The following is a 12,229-nucleotide window of genomic DNA, read 5'->3' as shown; positions in this document are numbered from 1 at the left end:
CGTTACTCGGAGCGGGCGAATCGGCCGGCGGGCCCGCCCCGCACGTACGAGGCGTGGAACGCCGCGCGCTCCTCGTCGGTCATCTGGTTGAGCAGCACGTTCGGGCTCTGCAGCGGACCCATCCGGCGCAGGTGGTCGAGCGTCCACATCTTCTTCGGGTCGTCCAGGTGCAGGTGCGGCTGCGCCACCATGGTCCGGCCGTCGTCCCGGACGAAGCCCATGTCCTTGACCACGTCGGCCCAGTTCCAGCCGTGGTAGAGCGTCTCCCACTCGCGGGCGCCGATCAGCTGGCCCATGTTCGGGGTGTTGCGGCCCTGGAACGTCGGGCGGAACGCCTCGGCGTCGGTCCACCGGCAGGCCTCGTGGCAGTACGTGCGCCACTGGCCGTCCACCTGGGCCATCACCATGTCCTCCCGGACCAGGCACGGGACCATGCAGGTCCAGCAGCGGTGCGGGTACTGGTAGTCCACATCCTCGGCGACGATCGGGTGGTGCCCGTTCGGCGTACTCAATCGGTTGTAGTTCTCCCACCACTTGCCGTAGCGGTCGTACCAGCCGGGGTACTTGTACTCGAACCACTCGAAGTCCTTGTCGGTCATCGGGTCGATCCGCCAGTAGTTGGCCAGCCAGCCGGTCGCGAAGAACTGGGCCACCTCGTGCACGTAGCCCTTGTTCCAGATCTGGTTCCACGCCTCCTCGATCAGGTCGTGCGGGATGACCAGGCCGTACTTCTCCAGCGGCACCAGGTAGCTGCGGTAGTAGTCGTCGTAGATCCAGCGGCGCCACATCTCCGCGTACGACTCCCGGTCCTTGCGGCGGTCCTTGGTGCCGTACTCGATGAAGGTGCCGATCGCGGCGTCCACCACGCGGTGGTTGTTCCACCAGGCGTACCGCAGGTCGCGTTCGAGAAGCTGGTGGTTGCCCTCGTCGGCGAGCGCCATCAGCAGGGTCGCGTAGCCGTTGGAGATGTGCCGCGACTCGTCCGACTGCACCGAGTGGAACACCGTGGGCAGCAGGTAGTCGCCGTTCGCGGCGGCCTCGGCCGGCATCGCGACGAACAGGGTGTTGGTGAACGCCGTCTCGGCCACGATGGTCAGGTAGATGCTGGCCGCGGTGATCGCGTCGCCGGTGATGAACCCCTCGGCGAACTGCCGGCCGATCGTGCCGCAGTAGTCGTTCTGGAAGTTGCGCAGGCTCGAGTTGAAGCCGGCCGGGTCGATGTAGTTGTTCATGTACAGGCGCTTGAGGTTCTGCTGGATCGTCGAGTGCCGTACCTCGTCGATCATCTGGATCGCCTGGCCGTTGTGCAGTTCCGGGTTCGGCACGTTGCGGAACAGCAGCGGCATCGCCCGGGCCGCCGAGATCTCCGGCAGCGGGATGATCGACAGGAACAGCTTCTGCCACTCCAGCCAGCGCTCCTGGACCTGGCGGAACATGTTGCCGCGGATCGCGCCGTCCGAGGCGCCGTACACCCGGTGGTCCTTCTCCTCCTGCATCGGGAAGTACGACCGCAGCACCTGCTTGAGCGGGTCCTTCTTCTGGGCCTTGCGGAACGTGTAGTCCGTTCCGTACTGCGAGACGGGCTGGTGGTACATCGGTTCCCAGGACAGCTCCTGGATCTTCTGATGCGCCCTGGCCACGCTCTGCCGACTCATGAGTCACTCCTCATCTGTGGCTGCGTCCTTCAGCGGGATCAGATCTCAGGTTTGGCTCACCTGACGTCTCACATTGAGTCGCCGTCGCCGAAGACCGCGGCTCTGATCTCGGCGAGATGGCGCTGGACGTTCTCGCCGACCTGGCGATCGCCCTCGGCGGCCGGCTCGATGCCGAGGGCGCGCAGCAGCTCCGCCGCCGGCGCTCCCGGGTCGGCGCCGCCCAGCGTCGGGTGCAGCCCCTGGGCGGCGAGGTGGTGGAAGACGACGTTGACCACGGTCCAGGGATTGAAGGTCTCGGATGCCGGCTTCATTGCCGGAGTCCATCCCGGCATCCGCGAAACGGCGGTCTCAACATGAGACGGGACTCCTCGCCCGCTCGCGTAGCGTGTAACCAGCGTGAACCAAGGGGGCGCCGATGCCACCTGCTTCTTTGCCCGAACCCCACGAGAGCTCGCGACTGGCCAGGACGCGCGAGCAGTTCCTCACGGCCGAGGAGGTCGAGCCCCACCAGGTCCGCGACGCGATCCTCGCCTCCTGGTGGCGGTCGCGCCGGTGGAACGTCGCCGCCGACCGGATCGATCTGACCTACCAGCGCGACCCCGACCTGGACACGCCGCTGACCCGCAGTGCCCTCCCCGTGCTGCGGCATCTGCGGGAGGATCTCGACAACCAGCCGATCAGCATCATCCTGACCGACCCGGCCGGCCTGGTGCTGACCCGGCTCGACGCGGGCCGCGACCTCGACGCCCACCTCGACCGGGTCAACCTGGCGCCCGGCTTCAGCTACGCCGAGGAGTACGTCGGCACCAACGGGATCGGCACCGCGCTCGAGGGCGGGCGGCCCATGCACGTCTTCGGCCACGAGCACTACGCCGAGCACCTGGAGGACCTGGCCTGCGCCGGGGTGCCGATCCACCACCCGATCTCCGGCAAGACGGTCGGCGCGGTCGATCTGACCTGCTGGCGCAAGGACGCGGACCCGCTGCTGCTCGCCCTGGCCAAGACGACCGCCGGGCAGATCCAGCAGGCGTTGCTGGCCGACAGCGGCATCCGGGAGCTGGAGCTGCTGCAGGAGTATCTGCGTACGTGCCGGCGTACGGCCGGAATTGTCTTCGCCTTGAACAACGACGTCGTGATGATGAACGACAACGCCCGGCACGCCCTCGATCCGGCCGAACAGGCGGTGCTGCTGGCCCAGGCGGCCGAGACGCTGGCCGGCCGCAATCCGACGGCGTCCATCGAGGTGGAGCTGCCGAGCGGGGTGAAGGCGCGGATGTTCTGCCGTCCGGTGCGGGGCGAGGGGCGGCTCACCGGCGGGGTCGTGCACGTCAAGCTGGCGGAGCGGCCCGCGGGCGTCCACCTGGAGGCGGTCCCGTCGCCGCGGATGTTCCTGCCCGGCCTGGTCGGTTCGGGCGGCCTCTGGCTACGCGGCTGCCATCAGGTGCGTTCGGTCTACGCGGCGGGCGACTGGCTGGCCCTCGAAGGCGAGGCCGGGGTCGGCAAGCTCGCCGTGATCCGGGCCATCCACCAGCACGAGAGGCCGGGCGCCCACTTCGCGGTGCTGGATGCCGCCTCACCGGGCCGCGGCTGGCTGCGCGACGTCGGTGCCGAGCTGGCGCACGAGGGCGCGCTGGTGATCCGGCATGCCGACCGGCTGACCGGTGCCACCCTGCGGTCTCTGTCCCGCCTGCTGGAGAGCGCCCGGGCCGATGGGCCGACGCCGTGGGTTGCTGTCACGCTGAGCCAGCGGCACGACGGCAGCGAGCTGGCCGACCTGCTGCGGTTCTTTCCGAGCACGGTGGAGCTGCCGCCGCTGCGCTACCACCTGGAGGACGTCCAGACCCTGGTCCCGTTCTTCCTGGCCAAGCTCGTCCCCGACGGCCGGCTGACCTGCTCCCCGGAGGCGCTGCAGATGCTCAGCCGGTCCAGCTGGCCGGGCAACATCGAGCAGCTGGGACAGGTGCTGCGCAACATCGTGCAGCACCGGCGGAGCGGCGCCATCCAGCCGGCCGACCTGCCGCCGGAATGCCGGACGGTGAGCCGCCGGCTGCTGAGCCCCCTGGAGGCGATGGAGCGGGACGCGATCGTCCGGAGTCTCGTCGACTGGGACGGGAGCAAGGTGAAGGCCGCCGCCGCGCTGGGCATGTCCCGGGCGACGATCTACCGCAAGATCCACGAGTACGGGATCATCCCTTAGCGCGGTTGGTGGCGATCTCGGAGAGGAACCCTTCGAGGGCGAGGGTGGCCGCGCCCAGGCTGACCGAGTCGCCCGGCAGCGTCGAGCGGGCGATCTCGGTGGCGACGAACGGGCGGCCGAGCGCGTGCCGGGCGACGACCGCGCGGACCTCGGCCAGCAGCGGCTCGCCGAGCCGGGTGGCGACCCAGCTGCTGAGCACGATCGCTTCCGGGTTGAGCAGGTTGATCAGGTTGGCGACCGCCGCGCCGAGGTAGCGGGCGGTCTCCGCGACCACCTTCTGCGCGATCGGGTCGCCGGCGTCGATGCCCCGGGCCAGCGCGTCGATCGTCGCGGTCTGGTCGTTGGCGTGCAGCATCGGGCTGTCCGGGTCGAGCTCGCGCAGGTGCTGGACGATGCCGGGCGCGCCGACGTAGGCCTCGACGCAGCCGCAGCCACCGCAGTGGCACGGCCGCCCGTCCAGGACCAGGGTGGTGTGGCCCCACTCGCCGGCGCTGTTGGTCGCGCCGCGGTAGAGCGTGCCGCGGAACGCCAGCCCGGCGCCGACGCCGGTGCCCAGGTTCAGCACCACGACGTCCTCGCGGCGGCGGCCGGCGCCGAACCACAGCTCGGCGACGATCGCTGCGCGCAGCGGATTGTCCAGGTGGGCCGGGATGCCGAGCCGCGCGGAGAGCAATTCGCCGAACGCGATGTCGTGCCAGTCCCAGTTGGGCGCGAACACCGAGACGCCGCCGCGATGGTCGACCTGGCCGGGCACGGTGATCCCGGCGCCGAGCACCCGGGGCGCCGGCGTCCCCGCGCGGCCGAGGACCGTCCGGACGCCGGAGACGATGTGGCCGACCACTTGATCGGGGCGGTTCTCCTCGGGGCTCAGTGCCTCCTCCACACCGTCCAGGAAGGCCAGCGCGGCGTCGAAGAGATCCACCCGGACGTACGTCTCGGCCACGTCGACGCCGAGCAGCACCCCGCCCGCGTGATCGACCGCCATCAGGGCGCGGGGGCGGCCGGCCGAGTCCTCGAACCCGACCTCCAGCAGGAGCCCAGCGGCGATCAACTCGCCGACCACGGTGGCGACCGTCGCGATGCTGAGCCCGGTCTCGGCCGCGATCCGCTGGCGGGAGACCGGCGACCGGGCGATCACGACCCGCATGATCTCGAACCGGTTGGCCACGCGAATGTCCCGCGACGTCCCCTTGGCGATGCTGTGCCCCCTTGCTCCCTCGGTTGCGGGCCATGCTAACGAATCCATCATTGCGTACGTGTCACATGTCCTGGTAGGAGTATTGCCGACGGTTAACAAATGGGTCAGCGAAAGCCTCCTTAAGGAGCGACATATGACGGTGCGCTGGCGTGCCCGCGCGATCTCGATCGGCGCCGCGGTCGCGATGACCATGACCTTGGCCTGGGCCGGCGTGTCCTCCGCCGCCGACCGCTACCGGTGGGTGCCGCCGGCTCAGTTCCAGGGCGCGAACTGGGCCGACCCCCGAGACAACTACGCCGCCGACGCGGTCGTCCCCAGCGGGCTCGCCGTCGGCGACAACTACCGCACCACGTACCGCAAGGCCGGCACGGTCCTCGGCGCCTTCCGCACCCAGTTCGGCGCCAACACCGTGCGCCTGCCGATCAACCCGGCCAGCGTCGGCACCGCCTGGTGGAATTCGTACCGGGCCGCCATCGACGCCGCCACCGACCGCGGCTTCAAGGTCATCCTGAGCTACTGGGAGTCGAACACCGCCAAGGACGGCAAGGTCGACGACGTGGCCGCCTGGCAGAAGATGTGGCACACCGTGGTGAGCGCGTACGGCGGGAACTCCCGGGTCTATTTCGAGCCGATGAACGAGCCGTTCGGCTACACGCTCGACCAGTGGGTGGCGCTCTGCTCGGGCTGGCTGGCCCAGAATCCGAGCGTCCCCCGCGGCCGCGTGGTGATCAGCGGCACCGGCTACAACGACAACGTGACCGGGGTCGGCGCGACCAAGGCGCTCGACGGGACGCTGCTCTCGCTGCACTTCTACGGGTTCTGGGGCAGTTACCCGACCGAGGCCGAGTGGATCGCCAACCTGCTGCCGCGGATCGGCTCGTACGCCTACCGGACGGTCATCGACGAGGCGGGTTCGCCGATGACGATCGGGCTGAACTACGGCAACCACAACGGCAACGTGTCCACGGCGTACCTGGCCGCCACCACCGAGATCGCCCGCGGCACCGGGATGGGCCTGGTCTACTGGCCCGGCCTGCGGTACGGCGACTCTTACTCCCTGCTGAGCTCGGACCTCAAGGTCAACAGCACGTCCGGGCTCGCGCAGCTGCGGTGGGGCTGGGGCTACGGCGACGTCCCGCCGGTGAACGACCAGCCGCCCGCGCCGCCCGGCGCGCAGATCAAGGGCGTCGCGTCCGGCCGCTGCGTGGACGTGCCGGGCTTCTCCACCACCGACGGCACGCAGCTCGACCTGTGGGACTGCAACGGCGGCGGCAACCAGTCCTGGAACCACACCGCGGCGGGCGAGCTCCAGATCTACGGCAACAAGTGCCTCCAGTACGCGGGCACCGCCGGCCCGGCGCAGATCGGTCCATGTACCGGGACGGCGTCCCAGCACTGGACCGTCAACCAGAACGGGACGATCACCAGCGTGGCGAACGCGTCCCTCTGTCTGGCGGCGGCCGGTGACGGGAACGGGTCCGCGGTGGCGGTCGCCGCCTGCGACGGCTCGACCCGCCAGGCCTGGCAGATCGGCTAGCGCAAGGCGGCTCCGCCCAGAAAGATCGACTATGGTGCGGTGGAGGCCCCCTCTGGTTGGAGCGCATATGGCACCCGCAACCCCCGAACTCCCCCCGATCGACCCGGAGGAGGCGGGGTTGCGGGTGACCGGTCCGGCCGACCACGCCGCCGGTCTCACCGCGGTGCGGGTGAGCATGGCCAAGGCGCTGCGGCAGATGGGCCCGGTCAAGGCGGCCCGCAATCTGCTCAGCGTCAACCAGACCGACGGCTTCGATTGCATGAGCTGCGCCTGGCCCGACCCGCAGGGCCACCGGCACACGGCCGAGTTCTGCGAGAACGGCGCCAAGGCGGTCTCCTGGGAGGGCGTGCGGGACACCGCCGGACCGGAGTTCTTCGCCGCGCATTCGCTGAGCGACCTGGCCGGGCGCACCGGCCACTGGCTCGAGAAGCAGGGCCGGCTCACCCACCCGATGGTGCGCCGGGCGGGCCGCGACCACTACGAGCCGATCTCCTGGGACGACGCGTTCGCCCTGATCGGATCGCACCTGCGCGGGCTGGCCTCGCCGGACGAGGCCGTCTTCTACACCTCCGGGCGGGCCAGCAACGAGGCCGCGTTCCTCTATCAACTGCTGGCCCGGGCGTACGGCACGAACAACCTGCCCGACTGCTCGAACATGTGCCACGAGTCCACGTCGGTCGGCCTCGCCCGCACCATCGGCGTCGGCAAGGGCTCGATCTCCCTGGAGGACCTGCACCGCGCCGACCTGATCGTGGTGTCCGGGCAGAACCCGGGCACCAACCATCCGCGCATGCTCACCGCGCTGGAGATCGCCAAGCGGAACGGCGCCCGGATCCTCGCGATCAACCCGCTGCCCGAGGCCGGCCTGCTGCGTTTCGACAATCCGCAGAAGCCGCGGGGGCTCGCCGGGCACGGCACCGGGCTGGCCGACAAGCTGCTGCGCATCCGCTCCAACGGCGATCTCGCCCTGTGGCAGGCGATCGGGCAGCTGCTGCTGTCGGCGGGCGCGATCGACCGGGACTTCGTCGACACGTACACCATCGGTTTTGAAGCCTGGTCCGCGCACCTGCGCGAACTCGACCGGGAGGCGGTGCTGCGCGCGACCGGGCTGCCGTGGGCCGAGATCGAGGAGGCGGCGGCGATGCTCGCCTCGTCGGAGCGCATCGTGCACTGCTGGGCGATGGGCATCACCCAGCACCACAACGCGGTCGCCACGATCCAGGAGTTCGTCAACGTCGCCCTGCTGCAGGGCATGATCGGCAAGCCGGGTGCCGGCCTGTGCCCCGTCCGCGGCCACTCCAACGTGCAGGGCGACCGCACCATGGGCATCTGGGAGAAACCGCCGGCGATCTTCCTCGACCGGCTGCGCGACGAGTTCGGCTTCGAGCCGCCCCGGCGCCACGGGCACGACGCCACGGACGCGGTGCGGGCGCTGCGCGACGGGCGCGCGTCGGTCTTCGTCGGGCTGGGCGGCAACTTCGTGGCCGCGATGCCGGACACCGAGGTGACCGCGGCCGCGCTGCGCGGTGCCGGCCTGACCGTCCAGATCTCGACCAAGCTCAACCGGAGCCACGTCGACGCCGGGCGTACCGCGCTGATCCTGCCGACGCTCGGCCGCACCGAGCGGGACCGCACCGGCGGGGTGGAGCAGCGGATCACGGTCGAGGACTCGATGTCCGAGGTGCACGCCTCCCGCGGGCGGTCGGCGCCGGCCGGACCGCTGCTGCGCTCGGAGATCGACATCGTCTGCGGCATCGCGGCGGCGACGCTGGGCGCGGCGTTCGACATTCCGTGGTCCGCCTTCGCCCGGGACTACGACCTCATCCGGGAGCGGATCGGCCGGGTCGTGCCGGGCGCCGCCGGTTACGCCGAGAAGATCCGGTCCCGTGGCGGCTTCACCATGCCGCACGGGCCGCGCGACTCCCGGACCTTCCCGACGCCCGAGGGCAAGGCGGTCTTCACGGTCAGCCCGCTCGAGGTGCTGACCGTCCCGCCGGGCCGGCTCGTGCTCCAGACGCTGCGCAGCCACGATCAGTTCAACACCACCATCTACGGCCTCGACGACCGGTACCGCGGCATCAAGTCGGGCCGCCGGGTCGTGTTCATCAGCGCCGAGGACCTCGCCGAGCTGGGCTTCGCCGACGGTGACCACGTCGACCTGATCTCCGAGTGGGCGGACGGGGTCAGCCGCCGCGCCGAGCGGTTCCGGCTGGTGGAGTACCCGACGCCGAAGGGCTGCGTGGCCGCGTACTACCCGGAGACCAACCCGCTGATCCCGCTCGACTCGCAGGCGGCCGAGAGCGGCACGCCTACCTCCAAGTGGGTGGTCGTCCGGCTGGTCCGCTGCTGACGGGTCCCGGGCCGGCGGATCAGCGGCGCGGGCCGTGGATCTTGGCGTGCAGGCGTTCCATCCGCTCGTCGAGGCGGGCGGCGTCGGTGGCGGCCTCGGTCAGCTCGTCCCGCAGGGCGGCCGGCACGTCCTCCTCGAACTTGTAGTGGATCTTGTGCTCGAGGCTGGCCCAGAAGTCCATGGCCACCGTGCGCAGCTGCACCTCGACCGGGACCGCGACCACCCGGTCGGAGAGGAAGACCGGGATCTCGACGATCAGATGCAGGCTGCGGTAGCCGTTGGGCTTCGGCGCGGCGATGTAGTCCTTCGTCTGCAGCAGCGTGACGTCCTGCTGCCGGGTCAGCATGTCGGCGACCGTGTAGACGTCGGAGGCGAAACTGCACACGATGCGTACGCCGGCGATGTCCCGGATCCGGTCCCGGATCGCGTCGAGGGTCGCCGGGCAGCCGATCCGCCGCGCCTTGGCGGTGAGGCTGTCGACGCTCTTGAGACGCGTGCTGACGTGCTCGATCGGGTTGCCCCGCCCGCGGTGCGCCAGCTCCTCGGACAGAATGGTGATCTTGGTGCCGATCTCGGCGAGCCCGAACTTGTAGACCAGCAGGAAGTGGCTCAGCTCGTCGGCCAGCAGCCGAGACGGCTGGATCGCGGCGGCGGGCACCGGCTCCAGCGCGGACCGGTCGGTGGTCACTGTTTCGTCTCCCGGCAGGTTCCTGGGTCGTTGATGCGCACCCACCGTAATCGGTGGGCGCCCGTCTCCGCGCGGGAGTGCCGCCCCTGGCCGGTGACTTCGTCCGTTCAGCTTCGTTTCAGCCGAGCACGACCGGGTCGAAGGTCTTCGAGAAGCTCTGCTGGTCGTCGAGGTTGTCGAAGGACACGTAGTAGTGCAGCTTCGCGTATTCCGACGTGGGCGGGAAGATCAGCTTGGAGTTCGCGACCTCGAGCAGCGAGGCCTTGTCGTCGCCCGACTTCTTGGCCGCGTCCTTGCGTATCTGCGCCTGTGCGGCCGGCACCGGGCAGACGTAGCCGATGTACTCGGCCATCTGGGCCGCGATGTCGGTGCGATAGAAGAAATCGATCAGCGTGATGGCGTCGACCGGCGACTTGGCGGTGATCGGGATGGTCATGTTGTCGGTCCAGATCGTCCCGCCCTCCTCCGGGATGACGAACTTGAAGTTCGTACCGTCGGAAAGGTTTTTCTGGAAGATGTCGCCGGACCACGCCATAGTGATCCACACCTCACCGTTGCTCAGTGCGTCGATGTAACTCTGGTCATAATATTTGCGGACGAGCGGCTTCTGCTTCGTGAGCTCCTTGGCGGCCCGCTGCCAGTCGTCCGAGACCGACTTATCCGGATTGATGCCGGCCTTGAGCATGCCGAAGTTCGCCAGCTCCTGAGTGTCGGAGAACATCCCGATCTTGCCCTTGAACGCCGGGTCCCACAGGTCGGCGAGCTTGGTGATCGGCCGCTTGGTCCTGGTCTCGTCGTACGCGATGCCGGTCATCCCGGACGCCCACGGCACGCTGTAGGCGTTGCCCGGATCAAAGGCCTCCTTGGCGTACGCCGGGCCCGCGTTCTTGGCGAAGTTGGGCAGTCTGGCGTGGTCGAGCGGGGCCAGGAAGCCGGAGTCGCGGAACTGGGCGAACTGGATGCTGTTGGTGATGATCATCAGGTCGTAGCCGATCGACTGGTCCGCGGCCAGCAGCGGCTGCACCTTGGCGAACCAGGGGCCCATCTCCTGGATGACCTCCTTGTAGGTCACCGTGATGTGGGTTTCCTGGGTGAACTGCTTGAGCTGCGGGTGCTTGGGGTCCATGTAGAGCGGCCAGCTCGCGAAGTCCACGTGCCCGGTCCCGGTCTTGCCGGACCAGAATTTCTCGACCACGTCGGGCGCCGCGCTCGCGGCGGCCCCGGGCCGGGCCCGGCCCTGCACACCGCAGGCGGCGAGGGCGGCGCCGAGGGCGGAGAGACCGGAGATCCGCAGAGCGTCCCGCCGGCCGATCCGGCGCTGGGTCAGGCCGCGAAGAAGGGCATTGTCGGGCAGGTTCGAGGCGGACATGTGACTCCGATCAGCTACCGGCATGGGGAGATGACGTCGATCCGGCGATCCGCCACACGCCGAGTTGCTTGCCGACGCGAAACGCTATTTATTCCCGACCGCCGTGTCAACGCCGGGTAGCGAAAGCACGTCGATGTTTCTTGCTGGTAACAAGCCCCGCGAAAATTGGGGATCAGTGGAGTGCATCGATTCTTGTCGTCGGCTTCACACCCGGGCGCCCGATTGAGGAATGGCTTCGTTCCGGAAAACGGAGGTCTGCTCGTCGTAGGCCGGGAGGGGTCAATGGGCGTCGAGGGCGACGAACTGGTAGCCGCGGGCCTGCAGGGCCGGGATGACGGTACGCAGCGCGGCGAGGGTCTGCGAGCGGTCCCCGCCGCCGTCGTGGCAGAGCAGGATCTGTCCCGGCCGGGCGGCCAGCAGGCGGTTGGTGATGTGGGCGACGCCGGGCCGGGTCCAGTCCCGGGGATCGTCGCTCCAGTCCAGCGGCAGCACCCGCGAGTCGGCGACGGTCCGGGCCAGGCTGGGCGACCAGGCGCCGCCCGGCGACCGGAACAGCTTCGGGGTGTGACCGGTCGTGCTGTAGATCTTGTCCTGGGCGCGCAGGATCTCCTGGTGTGCCATCGCCGGGGGGAGGTGGGCGATCCGGCTCGGGTGGCTCCACGAGTGGTTGGCCACCTGATGCCCGGCCTGCACGACGCTGCGGGCGGTGGATTCGTGGCCGAGGACCTGGTTGCCGATCATGCAGAACAGGGCGGGGACGTGGTAGCGCTCCAGCAGTTGCAGGATGGGCGGGGTCCAGCGCGGGTGCGGCCCGTCGTCGATGGTCAATGCGACCGCGTTCGCCGGGAACGCCGGCCCGGGCACGGCCCGGCGGTAGTCGGCCAGGGTGAAGACCGGGCGGGCCGGGGCGGGCGGATGGCCGGGCGTGGTGGCCGGGCCGCCACCGGCCGGGGGTGCCGCAGAAGGCGACGGCGCGGCCCGCGGTGTGGTTGTCGCCCCGCCGAGCCGGGCGGGCCGGGTCGGGGCGGCGCCGGCCAGCAGTGCCGTTGCCGCGACGGCCGGTAGCGCCCGCAGCAGTTGACGGCGGCGCGGGTCCACCTCCGGGATGCGAATGGGGCTCATCACCCCATCTTGTCCTAGTACGGCAGCCGCCGTTCGTGATCATGGCTGAGGCCGGCGGGAACAGGGCGGCCACCGCGTGATCTTGAGTCTGTTGTGGACAAACATCGAAATCT

The 12,229-nt window shown here is 69.8% G+C and carries 9 protein-coding genes; 3 read left to right on the top strand and 6 right to left on the bottom strand.

What is annotated here, in order from left to right:
* Window positions 1-2 precede the first annotated feature (2 nt).
* The gene (locus IH26_RS0118850) at window positions 3-1,655 is read right to left on the bottom strand and encodes a ferritin family protein (protein ID WP_030437526.1); all 1,653 of its coding nucleotides are present in this window, start codon (window positions 1,653-1,655) and stop codon (window positions 3-5) included.
* A gap of 68 nt (window positions 1,656-1,723) precedes the next feature.
* Entirely contained in the window at window positions 1,724-1,966 is a 243-nt protein-coding gene (locus tag IH26_RS0118845) for a hypothetical protein (RefSeq protein WP_030437525.1), read from the bottom strand.
* A 104-nt stretch (window positions 1,967-2,070) separates the two neighbouring features.
* Between IH26_RS0118845 and IH26_RS0118840 the strand changes: the two genes are divergently transcribed.
* Window positions 2,071-3,852, top strand: coding sequence for a sigma-54-dependent Fis family transcriptional regulator (locus IH26_RS0118840; protein WP_030437524.1), 1,782 nt, complete (start codon window positions 2,071-2,073; stop codon window positions 3,850-3,852).
* Here the strand turns inward: IH26_RS0118840 and IH26_RS0118835 are convergent.
* Window positions 3,842-5,020 (bottom strand): ROK family transcriptional regulator, encoded by a 1,179-nt coding sequence (locus tag IH26_RS0118835; protein WP_157437260.1) that lies wholly within the window; start codon window positions 5,018-5,020, stop codon window positions 3,842-3,844. The genes IH26_RS0118840 and IH26_RS0118835 overlap by 11 nt on opposite strands.
* 163 nt (window positions 5,021-5,183) lie before the next feature.
* Here IH26_RS0118835 and IH26_RS0118830 point away from each other — a divergent pair, with 163 nt between their 5' ends.
* Entirely contained in the window at window positions 5,184-6,587 is a 1,404-nt protein-coding gene (locus IH26_RS0118830; RefSeq protein WP_030437522.1) for a ricin-type beta-trefoil lectin domain protein, read from the top strand.
* Window positions 6,588-6,654: 67 nt separating this feature from the next.
* Window positions 6,655-8,937 carry an FdhF/YdeP family oxidoreductase gene (locus IH26_RS0118825; protein WP_030437521.1) on the top strand — a complete coding sequence of 761 codons (2,283 nt, stop codon included), beginning with the start codon at window positions 6,655-6,657 and terminating at the stop codon, window positions 8,935-8,937.
* A 19-nt stretch (window positions 8,938-8,956) separates the two neighbouring features.
* Here IH26_RS0118825 and IH26_RS0118820 read toward each other — a convergent pair whose 3' ends face one another.
* The 3 genes from IH26_RS0118820 to IH26_RS0118810 all read right to left on the bottom strand — a co-directional run bounded on the left by IH26_RS0118820 (window position 8,957) and on the right by IH26_RS0118810 (window position 12,116).
* Window positions 8,957-9,625 (bottom strand): GTP pyrophosphokinase, encoded by a 669-nt coding sequence (locus IH26_RS0118820; protein WP_030437520.1) that lies wholly within the window; start codon window positions 9,623-9,625, stop codon window positions 8,957-8,959.
* Between the two features lie 118 nt (window positions 9,626-9,743).
* Complete coding sequence (locus tag IH26_RS0118815; RefSeq protein WP_030437519.1) at window positions 9,744-10,994, bottom strand: polyamine ABC transporter substrate-binding protein; 1,251 nt, start codon at window positions 10,992-10,994, stop codon at window positions 9,744-9,746.
* 279 nt (window positions 10,995-11,273) lie between these two features.
* Window positions 11,274-12,116, bottom strand: coding sequence for a polysaccharide deacetylase family protein (locus IH26_RS0118810; protein WP_030437518.1), 843 nt, complete (start codon window positions 12,114-12,116; stop codon window positions 11,274-11,276).
* Between the last annotated feature and the right edge of the window lie 113 nt (window positions 12,117-12,229).

The sequence above is a fragment of the Actinoplanes subtropicus genome, from assembly GCF_000721705.1.
In the GTDB taxonomy this organism is placed as follows: Bacteria; Actinomycetota; Actinomycetes; order Mycobacteriales; family Micromonosporaceae; genus Actinoplanes; species Actinoplanes subtropicus.
The sequence above is the reverse complement of the archived record's forward strand: the minus strand, read 5'-3'. Positions and strand labels throughout refer to the sequence as shown.

Excerpts from the sequence above, each read along its gene's own strand:
- IH26_RS0118850 (WP_030437526.1), bottom strand. The coding sequence starts at position 1,655 with ATGAGTCGGCAGAGCGTGGCCAGGGCGCATCAGAAGATCCAGGAGCTG.
- IH26_RS0118845 (WP_030437525.1), bottom strand. The coding sequence starts at position 1,966 with ATGAAGCCGGCATCCGAGACCTTCAATCCCTGGACCGTGGTCAACGTC.
- IH26_RS0118840 (WP_030437524.1), top strand. The coding sequence starts at position 2,071 with ATGCCACCTGCTTCTTTGCCCGAACCCCACGAGAGCTCGCGACTGGCC.
- IH26_RS0118830 (WP_030437522.1), top strand. The coding sequence starts at position 5,184 with ATGACGGTGCGCTGGCGTGCCCGCGCGATCTCGATCGGCGCCGCGGTC.
- IH26_RS0118825 (WP_030437521.1), top strand. The coding sequence starts at position 6,655 with ATGGCACCCGCAACCCCCGAACTCCCCCCGATCGACCCGGAGGAGGCG.
- IH26_RS0118815 (WP_030437519.1), bottom strand. The coding sequence starts at position 10,994 with ATGTCCGCCTCGAACCTGCCCGACAATGCCCTTCTTCGCGGCCTGACC.
- IH26_RS0118810 (WP_030437518.1), bottom strand. The coding sequence starts at position 12,116 with ATGAGCCCCATTCGCATCCCGGAGGTGGACCCGCGCCGCCGTCAACTG.